This is a genomic window from Roseateles sp. SL47 (genome assembly GCF_026625885.1).
Lineage (GTDB): Bacteria > Pseudomonadota > Gammaproteobacteria > Burkholderiales > Burkholderiaceae_C > Roseateles.
Window position 1 is genome coordinate 4674261 of sequence record NZ_CP113068.1, and the last position, 15178, is coordinate 4689438.

The window sequence follows — 15178 nt, forward strand, 5'->3', positions numbered from 1 at the left end:
TCAGAGCGTCAGCACGGCCGAGCTGAGGCCACCACCACGAACCTTGGCCGCGACCTTGTCCGCCTCATCGCGGGTGCCGAAGGGGCCCACCCGTACGCGGATGCGTTTGCCGTCCGGCGTTTCCACCGCCTGCGTATAGGTCTTCAGCCCCATGCGCTCGACCTTGGCGCGTGCGTCCTGGGCCGCCTTGGCATCGGCATATGCGCCGACTTGCACGATGAAGCGGGCACCGCTGGTGGCGGCGTCGGCAGCCTTGCGGTCATTGTTGCGCTCGTTGGCATGGCCTTCCAGCAGCGCCTGCACACGCGCCGATTCATTGCCGGTGGCGGGGCGGCGGTCGGCTTTGGCGTCCGGCTTGGGTTCCACGCGGGTGTCCGGCTTCGCAGCCACCTTGGTGTCGGCCGGTCGCGTGTCCGAAGGCTTGGGGCGGGGGTCCGCATGTGCCGGCTCGGCGATGCGCGCCCTGGCATCGGGTTTGACGTCGGTCCGGGCGGCCGGGTCGGGGGACCCCTCACGTGTCACTTCACGTGTCACTTCACGTGTTGCCTCACGTGTCACTTCACGCGGTACGTCCCGAGTGGTGTCCCGTGTCTCCGGGGGCGGCACCGCACGGTCGGCTGCTGCCTGTTCGGCGGTCTCGGTGATGATGGCGGCGCGGCCCGCTTCCTTGGGGTCCACGGTGTCGTCGGTCCGGGCCACCTTGGGCGCCGGCACGTTCAGCGGTGCGGCACCATCTTTTTTCGGGATGTCGATCGGCAGGTCGACCGGAATGGGGCGAGGCTGCGTCTCGAACAGCAGCGGGAACACAATCACCGCCACCCCCACCAGCACGGCTGCGCCAATGAGGCGACGGCGAGCCCGCAGACGCAGTTGCTGCACATCATCGACCGCATCGACCGAGGCACGGGTGTTCTTGGCTGGTTTGGCCGCCTTACCGCCGTCTTCAGCTTCACCGCGCTTCAGGAAGGACAACAGACCCATGGAGCTTCAATGCCTATGCTGGCGTTAAGGACGGACCGACGTTTGAGTCAAGGCGCATGCTCATCCTCAGGCTGCACGCCAGCGCCCAGGCGCGGCAGCCCATGCTTGAGCACACCCCCAACGGTGTAGAAAGAACCAAAGACCAAAATTCTATCAGCGGGGTCTGCGCCAGCCGCGGCCGCCGCCAGTGCCGCTGCGGGATCTTCATGCAGGCTGACACCCACGCCTGCCGGGGCTTTGAGCAGCCCTTGCGTCCGCGCCTCCTCAAATCGCTGGGTCAACGCCTGGGCGGTCGCCGCACGAGGCAGCGGCAGATCACAGAAATGCCAATGGTCGATCAGCGGGGCAATGCGCGAGAGGATGTTGGCCAGGTCCTTGTCCGCCATGGCGCCAAAGACGGCGCGGGTGCGGGGGTAGAAGCCCATCTGGTCCAGGTTCTGCGCCAGCGCGGCCACCGCATGCGGGTTGTGCGCCACGTCCAGCACCAGCATCGGGGAGCCAGGCACGACCTGGAACCGACCCGGCAACTCCACCAGGGCCAGCCCGGCCCGCACCGCCTGGGCGCTGATCGGAAGACGCTCATACAGCGCTTCAAACACGGCCAGCACACCCGCCGCATTCAGCAACTGGTTCACGCCGCGCAGCGCGGGGTAGGACATGCCGCTGTAGCGACGGTTCCGCCCTGCCCACTGCCACTGCTGCCGGTCACCGCTGTACGTGAAATCGCGGCCCAATTGCCGCAGATCGGCGCCGATCGCCTCCGCATGAGCGGCGATGCTGGCGGGAGGCATGGGGTCGGACACCACCACCGGCTTGCCCGGCCGCATGATGTGGGCCTTCTCCCGGCCCACCGATTCGCGGTCCGGGCCGAGGTATTCGGTGTGATCCAGGTCGATGCTGGTGATGACGCTGCAGTCCGCATCGATCACATTGACCGCATCCAGCCGCCCGCCCAGGCCCACTTCCAGAATGACCAGATCCAGCGGCTCGGCCGCCAGACGATGCAGGATGGCCAAGGTGGTGAACTCGAAATAGGTCAGGGCCAGATCGCCCCGCGCGGCTTCCACCGCTTCAAAATGCTTCACCAGCGACGCCGCGTCCACCGGCCGCCCGTCCACACGGCAGCGTTCCTGGAAATGCACCAGATGCGGCTTGATGTAGAGGCCCACGCGGTAACCCGCCTGCAGCGCCACGCTTTCCAGCATCGCGCAGGTGGACCCTTTGCCGTTGGTGCCGGCCACCATCACCACCGGAGTGTCACCAAAGCCCAGCCCCAGGGCGTCCCGCACCTGGGACACCCGGGCCAGGGTCATGTCGATGTCCTTGGGATGCAGCCGTTCACAGTGGGCCAGCCACTGCTCCAGCGCCTGCTGGGGATCTGCCGAAAAGCCAGAAGTTGTCATGCGAATCAAGGCCCAAAACAAACACGGCCAGACCGCTTCCGGCCTGGCCATTCACCTGTCCACGCGCCCGGGAGGGTCCCGGGCGGACACCACATCTCTTTGGCGACTGACTGCTGCGCCGGGTGATCGTCACCGACCCCCGCAGCGCAGCCGCGCCGCCGCCCGTTGATCAGGCGACCGCGTCCGCGCTCTGGCGCTGCAGCATCGCCAGACTACGGGCGATGGTGTCGCGCAGCTTGCGGCGGTCGACGATCATGTCCACAGCGCCCTTTTCGAGCAGGAACTCGGCGCGCTGGAAGCCCGGTGGGAGCTTTTCACGCACGGTGTTCTCGATCACGCGCGGGCCGGCAAAGCCGATCAGGGCCTTGGGTTCGGCGATGACGATGTCACCCACAAACGCGAAGCTGGCCGACACACCGCCCATGGTGGGGTCGGTCAACACACTGATGTAGGGGAGCTTGGCCTTGGCCAGACGCGTGAGGGCCGCATTGGACTTGGCCATCTGCATCAGCGAGAGCAGACCTTCCTGCATGCGGGCGCCACCGGTGGCGGTAAAGCAGATGAACGGGGTCTTCTGCTCGATGGCGGTTTCCACGCCCCGTGCAAAACGTTCCCCCACCACCGAACCCATGGAGCCGCCCATGAAGTCGAACTCGAAACAAGCGGCCACGACAGGGACGCTCATCACGGCACCACCCATGACCACCAGCGCATCGGTTTCGCCGGTCGATTCCAGGGCTTCCTTGAGCCGGTCCGGATACTTCTTGCTGTCCTTGAACTTCAAGGCGTCCACCGGCAGGACTTCCTGGCCGACTTCATAACGGCCTTCGCCGTCCAGGAAGGCGTCCAGGCGCGCACGCGCCCCGATGCGGTGGTGGTGCGAGCACTTGGGGCAGACATTGACGTTTTGCTCCAGGTCCGTCTTGTACAGAACGGTTTCGCAGGACGGGCACTTGATCCACAGGCCTTCCGGCACCGTACGGCGCTGGTCCGGATCGGTCTGTTGAATCTTGGGCGGTAGCAGTTTCTCAAGCCAACTCATGGCGGGCTCCTTGGTGGACGCCAGGCAACCGATCAGGGATCAGCTGTCCAGCGCTTGGCGGATTTCTCGGATGAAGGCCGCAGCCTGGTTGGCGACATTATCGCGTGTCTGGACCTCGATCAGTTGGACGAGGGCCGAACCGATCACCACAGCGTCCGACACGCGCGCAACGGCGGCGGCGGTTTGACCGTCCCGGATGCCAAAACCCACGCCGAGGGGGATCTTCACATGGGCACGCAGTCGCGGCATGGCGTCCGCCACGGCGCTGGTATCCAGATGGCCGGCCCCGGTGACGCCCTTGAGCGACACGTAATAGACGTAACCGCTGGCCAATTCACCAATGCGGCGCACCCGGTCATCGGTGGAGGTGGGGGCCAACAGGAAGATGGGGTCCAGCCCCGCAGCCTTCAGGGCACCGGCAAAGGCATCGCTTTCTTCGGGCGGATAGTCCACCACCAGCACACCATCCACCCCCGCGGCCTTGGCTTCGCTGACGAAGTTCTGCGGGCCCATGCGCTCGATCGGGTTGGCATAGCCCATCAGCACGATGGGGGTGTTGGCGTCCTGGGTGCGAAATTCCCGCACCATGGCAAGCACATGCCGCAGGGAAATCCCCTTGGCCAAGGCCCGCTCGCTGGCGCGCTGAATCACCGGGCCATCGGCCATCGGGTCGGAGAACGGAATACCCAGTTCAATGACATCAGCACCGGCGCGCGCCAGCGCCAGCATCAGTTCCACCGTGACATCCGCATACGGGTCGCCGGCGGTGATGTAGGGAATCAGGGCCTTGCGGCCTTGCGCACGCAGGCGCTCGAAGGTGGACTGGATGCGGCTCATTGCGCACCTCCCTGAACAGCAGCGCCGGACAGCTCTGCCCCACCCTTCACCGCATGCCCCCCCATGGAGGGGCGGTCGAAGTAGGTGGCACCGGAGAGGTCGGCCACCGTACCGATGTCCTTGTCGCCCCGACCGGAGAGGTTGATCAGCAGATGCTGGTCGGGCCGCATCGTCGGCGCCAGCTTGAGCGCATGGGCCAACGCATGGCTGGATTCCAGCGCCGGGATGATGCCTTCGGTGCGGCACAGGCGGTGGAAAGCCGCCAGTGCTTCCGCATCGGTGGCCCCCACATATTCGGCGCGGCCGATGTCCTTCAGATAGGCATGCTCCGGCCCGACGCCGGGATAGTCCAGGCCGGCGGAAATCGAATGGGTTTCGATGATCTGGCCGGCCTCGTCCTGCAGCAGATAGGTCCGGTTGCCATGCAGCACACCGGGCGAACCGGCGCTCAGCGTGGCGGCATGCTTGGGCGTATCCACCCCCTGCCCCGCCGCTTCCACGCCGATCAAGCGCACATTGGCGTGCGGAATATAGGGATAGAAGATGCCGATGGCATTGCTGCCACCGCCCACGCAGGCAATGACGGCATCGGGCTGGCGGCCGATCATCTCCGGCATCTGAACCAGGCATTCATCGCCGATGATGCGCTGGAAGTCCCGCACCATCATCGGATAGGGATGCGGGCCGGCCACGGTGCCGATGATGTAGAAGGTGTTCTCGATGTTGGTGACCCAGTCCCGCATCGCCTCGTTCAGCGCATCCTTCAGGGTGCGGGAGCCGGATTCCACAGGCACCACCTTGGCGCCCAGCAGATGCATGCGATAGACGTTGGGCGACTGGCGCTTCACATCCTCGGCGCCCATGTAGACCACACACTCCATCCCGTAGCGGGCACAGATGGTGGCCGTGGCCACCCCATGCTGGCCGGCCCCGGTTTCGGCAATCACCCGCTTCTTGCCCATGCGCCGGGCCAGCAGGGCCTGGCCGATGGTGTTGTTCACCTTGTGGGCGCCGGTGTGGTTGAGGTCTTCCCGCTTCAGGAAGATCTGGGCACCCCCCAGCTCTTCGCTCAGCCGACGGGCGTGATAGATGGGGCTGGGGCGGCCCACGAAGTGCGCCAGTTCGTACTGGAATTCGCGGATGAACTCCGGGTCCTTGCTGTAGCGGTCGTAAGCGGCATTCAGCTCATCCAGGGCGTGGATCAGCGTTTCGGCGACAAAACGTCCGCCGTAGTAGCCGTTGGAGGCCGGGGTCTGAACAGGGCCAAAACGGCCGGCGGCATCCGGCTGGGCATACCCCTGCAGCGGGGCGGTGAGGGAAACGGGGATCTCGGAATCCAGGTCCGACGATCGGGCAGCAAATGCGGAAGACATGATGCGTCCTCAGGTGAGGGCAAGGCTCAGCGGCGAGTTGCCAATTTGGCGCTTTCCAGCTCGGCTTGAATCTTGAGCTGGTCGGCTTCGCGCACGGCGTTGCAGAAATGGCGGATCTTGTCGGCGTCCTTGAGGCCCTTGGCGACCTCGACACCGGAACTGACGTCAACGGCCCAGGGCCGTACCTTCAGCACGCCATCGATCACGTTGGCTGCACTCAACCCACCAGACAAAACGACCGGAGAGGGAACGCTTGGAGGCAGCAGTGACCAATCAAACACCTTTCCACCCCCGCCATACCCCTCGACGAATGCATCGAGCAGGACAGCCTGGGCGCTGGAGAAACGATGTGCGAAGTCTACCAAATCAAAGCCGGGCGCCATGCGAGCCGCACGCAGATAAGGGCGATTCCAGCGGTCACAGTCCTGAGGACTCTCATCCCCGTGGAACTGAAGCGTGAGGGTGGGCAGCGCCTGCAGAGCGTCCTGGATGAGGCTCGCGTCCGCGTTCACGAACAGCCCCACCGGCGTGACAAAGGGCGGCAGGTGCCGCACCAGCTCGGCGGCACGCGCCACGGTCACGGCACGCGGGCTTTTGTCGTAGAAGACCAGGCCGATCGCATCCGCCCCCGCCTCGACGGCAGCGTCCACATCGGCCTCGCGGGTGAGGCCACAAATCTTGATTCGGGTTCGGCTCATTGGAAGCTCACTGGACACCATCGGTCGCTCATCGGAGGGCCGCCCGCTCAGGGCAGCCAGTCCATGGCCGCCGTGCGCTCGGGCAGTTGCAGGTGGGCATCGTAATAGGGACCCACAAAATACAGGCCATCGGGGGCAAACGTCGGCGCCGCCGCATCGCGGGACCGCGCCGCCAGCACCTCATCCATCCAGCTCGCCGGGCGGTTGCCCGTCCCCACCGCCACGAGGCAGCCCATCAGATTGCGCACCATGTGATGCAGGAAAGCGCTGGCGTCGAACTCGAACCGCCAGTAGGCACCGCGCCGATGGATGTCGATGCGCCGGAGCTGCTTGATGGGGGATGCGGCCTGGCATTCCGCCGACCGAAAGGAGCTGAAGTCATGCTCTCCGATCAGGCGGGCGGCGGCGTCGCGCATGGCGTCCCCGTCCAGCGGGCGGAAGGTCCAGCCCACCGCGCCGTGCTCGATGGCGGGCCGAACATTGGATTCCAGCAGCAAATAGCAGTAGCGGCGCCCCCGCGCCCAGTTGCGGGCGTGGAAGTCATCCCCGGGGAAGGCACACCACTGGACCGCAATGTCGGGCGGCAGGTAACGGTTGGTGCCGCGCACCCAGGAGAAAGACTCCCGGTCCACCGGCGAGTCGAAATGCACCACCTGGTTGAGGCCATGCACCCCTGTGTCGGTGCGTCCGGCACAGAGGGTGCGGATCGGCTGCGCAGCGAACTGGCCCAGGGCAGCCTCCAGCGTGTCCTGCACCGTCCCGCCGCCCGGTTGGCTCTGCCAGCCCTTGTAAGCCCCACCGCGATAACTCACACCCAGCGCAACGCGCATGCCCTGCCCTCACCTGTCCAGCATCCGTCGGTGCGCCGGCACGGCGCAGCCAAAAACAAAAAGGCGCCCGGCTTGGCCGAGCGCCCTTGATCGAGTGTATCCGCTGCCCGAAGGCGGCGTTGGCTCGGTGTCCGCCTTCGCGTTCGCGTCAGCGCAGCTGGTTCAGCATCGCCTGGGCACGATCCCGCAGCGAGCCGGAGGCCTTGGCCACCAGTTCCTGCAGCACATCCCGTGCGCCTTCGGTGTCGCCGATCTGGCGGAATTCCTCAGCCAGTTCCAGCTGACGTTGCAGCGCTTCGTCGTCGTTGGGGTCCACGCTGTCCAGATCCACACCCAGATCATCCAGGCTCAGCGTGTCGGCCGAAGGGGTCGGTGCGGGAGCCGGGACATCCAGGTCGGGCAGATCCAGCGAAGCCACGTCCAGGTGATGACCCGGTGCGGGGCTCGGCGAAGCCGGCAGATCCAGATCGATGCCACCCAGGTCGAAGTCCAGGGATTCCGGCGCCTGGGCCGGTGCCGACTTCGGCGCGGCGCGGGGCGTGCTGTCCAGATCACCCAGATCGAACTGCAGGTCGTTACGGGTGGCCGACGCTGCGGGCGGCGTGCTCAGGTCCAGATCCATGCCGAGGTCCGGCTGGCTCACAGCGCTGGGCAGCGCCTGCGTCGCGGCCATGGCGGGCGCCGGGGCCGGTGTCGAACCCAGATCCAAATCCAGGTCCAGGTCCATCAGGCTGGACGGACCGGCATCGCGCGGCGCAGCCACGGCGGCGGCAGCTGCAGCAGCCGCTGCTGCGGGGGCAGCGCGCGGGGCGGCAGGCGGCGGCACCAGGCCGGCGGCCGGCAGCGTGCTGGCATTCATCGGCTCGGGACGGTCCTCATCATCACCGCCCAGCATGATGGGCGCGCCACCCGGCTGATACAGCGGATTCTCAGGATCGACCTGGCGGCCCAGTTCCTGCACCTTGGCCCAGTCTTCACCTTGACCGCGGGTTTCGGCATACAGCTGAACCGCAAGTTGTTCAAAGCCCTTGATGTCACGACGCTTGCCGTAGACCTCCAGCAGCTTCAGGCGGATGGCCAGGCGGTCCGGATTGGCACGCAGGGCTTCCTTCAGGATTTCCTCGGCCTGCAGATCGCGTCCGTAGGCGAGGTAGACGTCGGCTTCGGCCACGGGGTCCACATCACCAATGGCATCCAGCTGGCTCAGCGAATAGCTCATGGACGACTGCCCACTCGCCGCACCGTCACGGGTGTCGACGCGCTGGCCGCCGCTATGGCCGAAAAAAGAGTCTGGTGCCAGGCGGCTTTCCGCAAAAGCGGTCTCGCCGCGGTTGGCCGCGTCCTTCCTGGCCTTCCAGGTGCGGTAGCCGATGCCACCCACGATGACCAGCAGGGCCGCGCCGATGGCGGGCAAATAGTCCATCAGCGAGTCCAGCAGGCTGGGCTCCTGGGGTTCGGGCTGGGGAATCGGACGGGCAACGACCGGTGCAGACGCTGCCACCGGGGGCGATGCGGCTTCCGCCACCGGCGCCACCGAGGCGGCTTGGGAAGCGGCTTCCGGTGCGGTACCCGCGACGGTCACGGCGGGCACCGACGGTGCAGCCACCGGAGCGGGAGCCGGGGCCGGCGCGGGGGCCGGAGCCGGCGACGCCGCCGGCGCGGTGGCCGAGGCCGGCTTGGCCGCTGCGCTGAGCTTCTTCAGCTCTTCGACGTTGCGGGTCAGCTCGGCCACACGAGCGGCCGAATCCTTCTTCTCGGTGTCCTTGGAGACCTTGGCTTCCGCCTTGTCGGCCGCCGCCCCCTTGCTCAGGGTCAGCTTGTCCGGGGTCGGAGCCGCAGCACTCTTGCGCTCTTCCACGGCGGCCTGCACCTGGCCCTTGGCCTGGCGCTCGCTGTCGGTGGGCTTGAGCGTCGGCGCGGCTTCGGCCAGACGGGCACGATAGCCACCGAAGTCGCTGCTCTGCGCCTGGATGACCTGACGGGCTTCCTGCGGCGAAATGCCGTTGAGCGCGTCGCTGCCGGGCACCTGCAACACGGCACCGGACTTGAGCCGGTTCATGTTGTTATTGATGAACGCGTCCGGATTGTTGCGGTAGAGACCCACCAGCATCTGGTCCAGGGACACACCCGAGGGTTGCGTCTTGGAGGCAATACGCGAGAGCGTGTCCCCCTGCTTGACCGTGTATTCGCTGGCGCCCGTTGCTGCAGCGGGCGCCTGGGCGGCCGGGGCAGGCGCATTCGCCTTGGGACGCGCGGTGACCGCAGGTGCCGGCGGCATGGGCGCTGCCGAAGCCGCACGGCCATTGGAACCGGCCACTGCCGAGCTGCCGGACGAACCGCCACCTTGCGGGGGGCTGGCGGGTGCGGAGATCACCGGCGAGGTGGCGGTCTCATTGCGGGCCACGTTGTTCGACGGCGGGTCGAACAGCAGCGTGAATTCGCGGGTCAACCGGCCGTTGGACCAGTTCAGCTCCAGGATCACGTCCACAAACGGTTCCTGCACCGCACGGTCACTGGTGACCCGCAGATACGGACGACCGTCGGCTCGACGCGCCAGTTGCACCTGGGCGCTGGTCAGCACGGCGTTGTAATCCAGCCCGCTGGCACGGTAGGTGTCGGGGGGAGCAACCTTCAGCTTCAACGAAGCCGCTTCCTCCGGAGTCAGGCTGGTGACGTCGATTTCGGCGCGCAGGGTTTCACCCAGCGCCGATTGCACCGTCAACTTGCCCAGTCCCAAACCCCAGGCCGAACCTGCCGCCAGACCCAGAGCGGTAACCGCAGCTACCTGACTCAGGGCGAATCGCGCATAAGCGCTCGAATGTTTTTTCAAGGCGTCCCCCAAAGCAACAAAGCGGCCCCTAAAACTTGGACCGCCTGTCATGACGTATTGTTGTTGTGCGACGCGAGCGTTTGGCAGTGCCCGCTCCGTTCCCGCGGTAGAAAATCACAACGGTGGCAAGCATATACGCTCCGTTGCTGAGAAAGCTCCTGAATAGCATCGATGAACTAGCCATGGTTCACAGCCGGTTACCAGCTTGTCGCGTACGGGCAACGCGAGAAGCCCTACAAAGCCATACAGCCCGACCGCCCGTCTGCCAGAGACCACCGTCAGAAGGACAAACGCCCCGGGCACGCCCCACAAACAGGGCACGCCAGGGGCGGCTTTGGTCACAGCCGGCGACCGGTGTTACCCGGCCACGGCGCATCCCTCAACGGTCCAGCAAGATGCGCAGCATGCGGCGCAGCGGTTCGGCCGCGCCCCACAACAACTGATCGCCCACGGTAAAGGCACCCAGATACTCCGGCCCCATCGCCAGCTTGCGCAGGCGGCCCACCGGGATGGTCATGGTGCCGGTGACGGCCACGGGCGTCAGGTCACGGATGGTGGCCTCGCGGGTGTTGGGAACCACCTTCACCCACTCGTTGTCCGCAGCGATCATGGCTTCGATATCGGCCAGCGGCACGTCCTTCTTGAGCTTGAAGGTCAGCGCCTGGCTGTGGCAGCGCATGGCGCCGATGCGCACGCAGAAACCATCCACCGGCACGGCGGCGGTGCCGAAGCCTTCGCCCTGGCCGAGGATCTTGTTGGTCTCGGCCATGCCCTTCCACTCTTCCTTGGATTGGCCGTCGCCCAGGTCCTTGTCGATCCATGGAATCAACGAGCCCCCCAGCGGCACACCGAAGTTGGCGGTTTCTTCCGACGACAGCGAGCGCTGCTTCTGGATGATCTTGCGATCGATTTCCAAAATGGCGCTCTTGGGGTCGTCCAGCAAGGCCCGGACCTCGGCATTCAAGCTGCCGTATTGGGTCAGCAGTTCGCGCATGTGTTGCGCACCGCCGCCGGAAGCGGCCTGGTAGGTCTGGGTGGACATCCACTCCACCAGGCCCGCCTTGTACAGCGCGCCGACGCCCATCAGCATGCAGCTGACGGTGCAGTTGCCGCCGATCCAGTCCCGGCCGCCCTGGGTCAGGGATTGCTGGATGACCGGCATGTTCACCGGGTCCAGCACGATCACCGCATCGCTGGCCATGCGCAGCGTGGAGGCGGCGTCGATCCAGTGGCCGGCCCAGCCGGCGGCGCGCAGCTTCGGATAGACCTCGCTGGTGTAGTCGCCGCCCTGGCAGGTGATGATGATCTCGCAGCGCTTGAGCTGCTCCAGATCAAACGCGTTTTGCAGCTGGGTTTCGTTCTTGGCAAACGCCGGGGCGGTGCCCCCTGCGTTCGAGGTGCTGAAAAACAGCGGCTCGATCAGATCGAAGTCGCGCTCCTGGGCCATGCGGTCCATCAGCACCGAGCCGACCATGCCGCGCCAGCCCACCAGTCCTACCAATGTCGTCATCTTGCGTTCCTTTTTCGCTTGATTTCGTCGCTTGAATTCATCCACTGAATTCGTCGCTTACGTTCACCGACCACACAAACCCCGGGAGGTCCTGCCCGGCTCGCTTCGCCGGGTTTGTGCAGGGGCGAGACGAACCGGAGCGAACTAGCTCTTGATGGTTTTGGTGGTGGTGGTTGCGGAGGCGCCAGCTTTCTCAGCTTGAACAGCGGCAACAACAGCATCACCCATCTCGCGGGTGCTCACCTTCTGGGTGCCCTCGCTCCAGATGTCTGCGGTGCGCAGACCCTGGGCCAGCACGGCTTGAACCGCCCGCTCGATACGAGCAGCGGCTTCGGGCTGGTGGAGGGAGAACTTGAGCATCATGGCAGCGGAAAGGATTGTAGCCAGAGGATTGGCGATTCCCTTGCCGGCGATGTCCGGAGCACTGCCGTGGCTGGGCTCATACAGGCCCTTGTTGTTCTTGTCCAACGACGCCGACGGCAGCATGCCGATGGAGCCGGTGAGCATGGCGGCCTCGTCCGAGAGGATGTCGCCAAACATGTTGCCGGTGACGACCACGTCGAACTTCTTGGGCGCCTTCACCAGTTGCATGGCGGCGTTGTCCACATACATGTGCTCCAGTTCCACGTCCGGATATTGGGCGTGGACCTCGGTGACCACGTCTTTCCAGAACTGGAAGGTTTCCAGCACATTGGCCTTGTCCACGCTGGTGACCTTGCGGTTGCGCAGACGGGCCGCCTGGAACGCCACATGGGCAATGCGTTCGATCTCCGGGCGCGAATAGCGCATGGTGTCAAAAGCTTCTTCGCTGCCGGGGAAGTGGCCGTCGACGGCGGTACGGCGGCCGCGGGGCTGACCGAAATAGATGTCGCCGGTGAGTTCGCGGATGATGAGGATGTCCAGGCCGGCCACCAGTTCAGGCTTCAGGCTGGAGGCGTGGGTGAGTTGCTCGTAGCAGATGGCCGGGCGGAAATTCGCAAACAGGCCAAGGGCCTTGCGCAGGCCGAGGATGGCCTGTTCCGGACGCAGGGCGCGTTCCAGCTTGTCGTACTTCCAGTCCCCCACGGCACCGAACAGCACGGCATCGGCCTGCTGCGCCAGTTTGAGCGTGGCTTCCGGCAGCGGATGGCCGGCCGCCTCGTAGGCGGCGCCCCCCACCGGAGCGGTTTCCATCTCCAGCGGCAGGTCCAGCACCTTCAGCACCTTCACGGCCTCCGCAATGATCTCGGTGCCAATGCCGTCACCCGGCAGAACTGCAATCTTGTTCATGGGTTCTCCCCCTACGCGCTGCGCGCGCCCTCCTCAGAGGGCAGGCCCGATGGCCTGGCCAAGCCAGATCCATGGGCTTCGCTGGATCAACGCCGGGTTGTTGTTTAACGTGGAAGTTGATGATTAAGCCACGGCTTGGTGGCGATGCGTTCGGCCTCGAAGGCCTTGATCTTGTCGGCGTGGCGCAGGGTCAGGCCGATGTCGTCAAAGCCATTGAGCAGACAGTACTTGCGGAACGGCTGCACCTCGAAAGGCAGCTCCTCGCCATCCGGCTTCACCACCACCTGGCGCTCCAGATCCACCGTCAGCTGATAGCCCGGGAAGGCCGCTACCTCATCAAACAACCGCGCCACCTGGGTTTCCGGCAGGACGATGGGCAGCACCCCGTTCTTGAAGGTGTTGTTGAAGAAGATATCTGCAAAGCTCGGCGCGATCAGGGCGCGGAAGCCGTATTGCTGCAGGGCCCACGGCGCATGTTCGCGGCTGGAACCGCAGCCGAAGTTGGCTCGCGCGATCAGGATGGAAGCCCCCTGATAACGCGGCTGGTTGAGCACGAAGTCCGGATTGGACTTGCGGCTGGCCGGGTCCTGGCCCGGTTCGCCGTGGTCCAGATAACGCCATTCGTCAAACAGATTGGGGCCAAAGCCGGTCCGCTTGATCGACTTCAGGAACTGCTTGGGAATGATCGCGTCGGTGTCGACGTTCTCGCGGTCCATCGGAGCAACCAGCCCCTTGTGAATGGTGAACTTGTCCATCGAAATGCCTCTCCTCAGCACTCAAGCCTATTTGAAACTACCCAGCAAACACCGCAGAACCGGCTTTGCCGGGCTGCTGGTGTTGCCCCCTTGAGGGGGCGCGCGAAGCGCGTAGGGGGTGGTCCAACTCCCACCGCAGAACCGGCTTTGCCGGGCTGCCGGTGTTGCCCCCTTGAGGGGGCGCGCGAAGCGCGTAGGGGGTGGTTCAATGAATTCGGCGCACATCCACGAAGTGGCCTTCCATGGCGGCCGCAGCGGCCATCGCCGGGCTGACCAGATGGGTGCGCCCACCCGCGCCCTGACGACCCTCGAAATTGCGGTTGCTGGTGGAGGCGCAGCGCTCGCCCGGGTCCAGCCGGTCGGCGTTCATCGCCAGGCACATCGAGCAGCCGGGCTCGCGCCATTCAAAGCCCGCCGCCTTGAAGATCTGATCCAGCCCTTCGGCTTCGGCCTGCGCCTTCACCAGGCCGGAGCCCGGCACCACCAGCGCCAGCTTCACATTGCTGGCGATGCGCCCACCCAGGCGTTTCACCACGGCAGCCGCTTCGCGCATGTCTTCGATGCGGCTGTTGGTGCAGGAACCGATGAACACCTTGTCGATGCGGATGTCGTTGATCGCCTTGTTGGGCTCCAGCGCCATGTAGTGCAGCGCCCGCTCCATGGCGCCGCGCTTGACGGCGTCCTTTTCCTTGTCGGGGTCCGGCACGCGGTCTTCGATGGACAGCACCATCTCGGGCGAGGTGCCCCAGGTGACCTGCGGACGGATCTGCGTGGCGTCCAGCTCGACCACCTTGTCGAACTGCGCACCTGCATCGGAATGCAGCGTGCGCCAGTACTGCACCGCCTGGTCCCATTCCACGCCGGCGGGCGAGAACGGCCGGCCCTTCACATAGTTCAGCGTGGTGTCATCCACGGCGATCAGGCCAGCACGGGCACCCGCCTCGATGGCCATATTGCAGACCGTCATGCGGCCTTCCATGCTCAGAGCGCGAATCGCGGAGCCGGCAAACTCGATGGTGTAGCCGGTGCCACCAGCGGTGCCGATGCGGCCGATGATGGCCAGCACGATGTCCTTGGCGCCGACGCCAGGGGCCACCTGGCCGTCTACCTTGATCAGCATGTTCCGGGCCTTCTTGGCCAGCAGCGTCTGGGTGGCCAGCACATGCTCCACCTCGGAGGTGCCAATGCCATGCGCCAGCGCGCCAAAAGCACCATGGGTGGAGGTATGGCTGTCGCCGCACACCACCGTCATGCCGGGCAGCGTGGCGCCCTGCTCCGGGCCGATCACATGGACGATGCCCTGACGGCGGTCGCTCATCTTGAACTGGGTGATGCCAAAGCGGTCGCAGTTGGCATCCAGCGTGTCCACCTGCAGGCGGGAGACCGGGTCGGCAATGCCTTCAGTGCGGTCGGTGGTGGGCACGTTGTGGTCGCTCACGGCCAGGTTGGCGGACAGGCGCCACACCTTGCGGCCGGCAATATCCAGACCTTCGAACGCTTGCGGGCTGGTCACTTCGTGGACCAGATGGCGGTCGATGTACAGCACGGCCGTGCCGTCGTCTTCCGTGTGTACCACATGCTCGTCCCAGAGCTTGTCGTAGAGCGTGCGGGGGGTGGCGTGGGGGGTGGTCATGGGACTCTCCATCACTT

12 protein-coding genes are annotated in these 15178 nt (G+C 65.6%); all 12 read right to left on the bottom strand.

Annotated features, from left to right (window positions below; all coding sequences use genetic code 11):
* Positions 1–981, bottom strand: a complete 981-nt coding sequence (locus OU995_RS20220) for an SPOR domain-containing protein (RefSeq protein WP_267831896.1) — start codon at positions 979–981, stop codon at positions 1–3.
* Positions 982–1028: 47 nt separating this feature from the next.
* Entirely contained in the window at positions 1029–2384 is a 1356-nt protein-coding gene (folC, locus tag OU995_RS20225; protein WP_267831897.1) for a bifunctional tetrahydrofolate synthase/dihydrofolate synthase, read from the bottom strand.
* A 169-nt stretch (positions 2385–2553) separates the two neighbouring features.
* The gene (gene accD / locus OU995_RS20230) at positions 2554–3426 is read right to left on the bottom strand and encodes an acetyl-CoA carboxylase, carboxyltransferase subunit beta (RefSeq protein ID WP_267831899.1); all 873 of its coding nucleotides are present in this window, start codon (positions 3424–3426) and stop codon (positions 2554–2556) included.
* Positions 3427–3465: 39 nt separating this feature from the next.
* Entirely contained in the window at positions 3466–4263 is a 798-nt protein-coding gene (gene trpA / locus OU995_RS20235) for a tryptophan synthase subunit alpha (RefSeq protein ID WP_267831900.1), read from the bottom strand.
* Complete coding sequence (gene trpB, locus OU995_RS20240) at positions 4260–5567, bottom strand: tryptophan synthase subunit beta (RefSeq protein ID WP_420714894.1); 1308 nt, start codon at positions 5565–5567, stop codon at positions 4260–4262. The genes trpA and trpB overlap by 4 nt, the downstream gene beginning before the upstream one ends.
* Before the next feature lie 95 nt (positions 5568–5662).
* On the bottom strand, positions 5663–6334 hold the full coding sequence (locus tag OU995_RS20245) for a phosphoribosylanthranilate isomerase (protein ID WP_267831903.1): 672 nt from the start codon (positions 6332–6334) through the stop codon (positions 5663–5665).
* A gap of 47 nt (positions 6335–6381) precedes the next feature.
* Positions 6382–7164, bottom strand: coding sequence for a tRNA pseudouridine(38-40) synthase TruA (truA, locus tag OU995_RS20250; RefSeq protein ID WP_267831904.1), 783 nt, complete (start codon positions 7162–7164; stop codon positions 6382–6384).
* Between the two features lie 148 nt (positions 7165–7312).
* Entirely contained in the window at positions 7313–9994 is a 2682-nt protein-coding gene (locus OU995_RS20255) for a FimV/HubP family polar landmark protein (RefSeq protein ID WP_324288626.1), read from the bottom strand.
* A 379-nt stretch (positions 9995–10373) separates the two neighbouring features.
* Positions 10374–11504: an aspartate-semialdehyde dehydrogenase gene (gene asd, locus OU995_RS20260; RefSeq protein ID WP_267831908.1), complete on the bottom strand. Its 1131-nt coding sequence runs from the start codon at positions 11502–11504 to the stop codon at positions 10374–10376.
* A 144-nt stretch (positions 11505–11648) separates the two neighbouring features.
* Entirely contained in the window at positions 11649–12773 is a 1125-nt protein-coding gene (gene leuB / locus OU995_RS20265) for a 3-isopropylmalate dehydrogenase (RefSeq protein WP_267831910.1), read from the bottom strand.
* A gap of 104 nt (positions 12774–12877) precedes the next feature.
* Positions 12878–13528, bottom strand: coding sequence for a 3-isopropylmalate dehydratase small subunit (gene leuD / locus OU995_RS20270; protein WP_267831913.1), 651 nt, complete (start codon positions 13526–13528; stop codon positions 12878–12880).
* 205 nt (positions 13529–13733) lie between these two features.
* Complete coding sequence (leuC, locus tag OU995_RS20275; protein WP_267831915.1) at positions 13734–15161, bottom strand: 3-isopropylmalate dehydratase large subunit; 1428 nt, start codon at positions 15159–15161, stop codon at positions 13734–13736.
* Positions 15162–15178 lie beyond the last annotated feature (17 nt).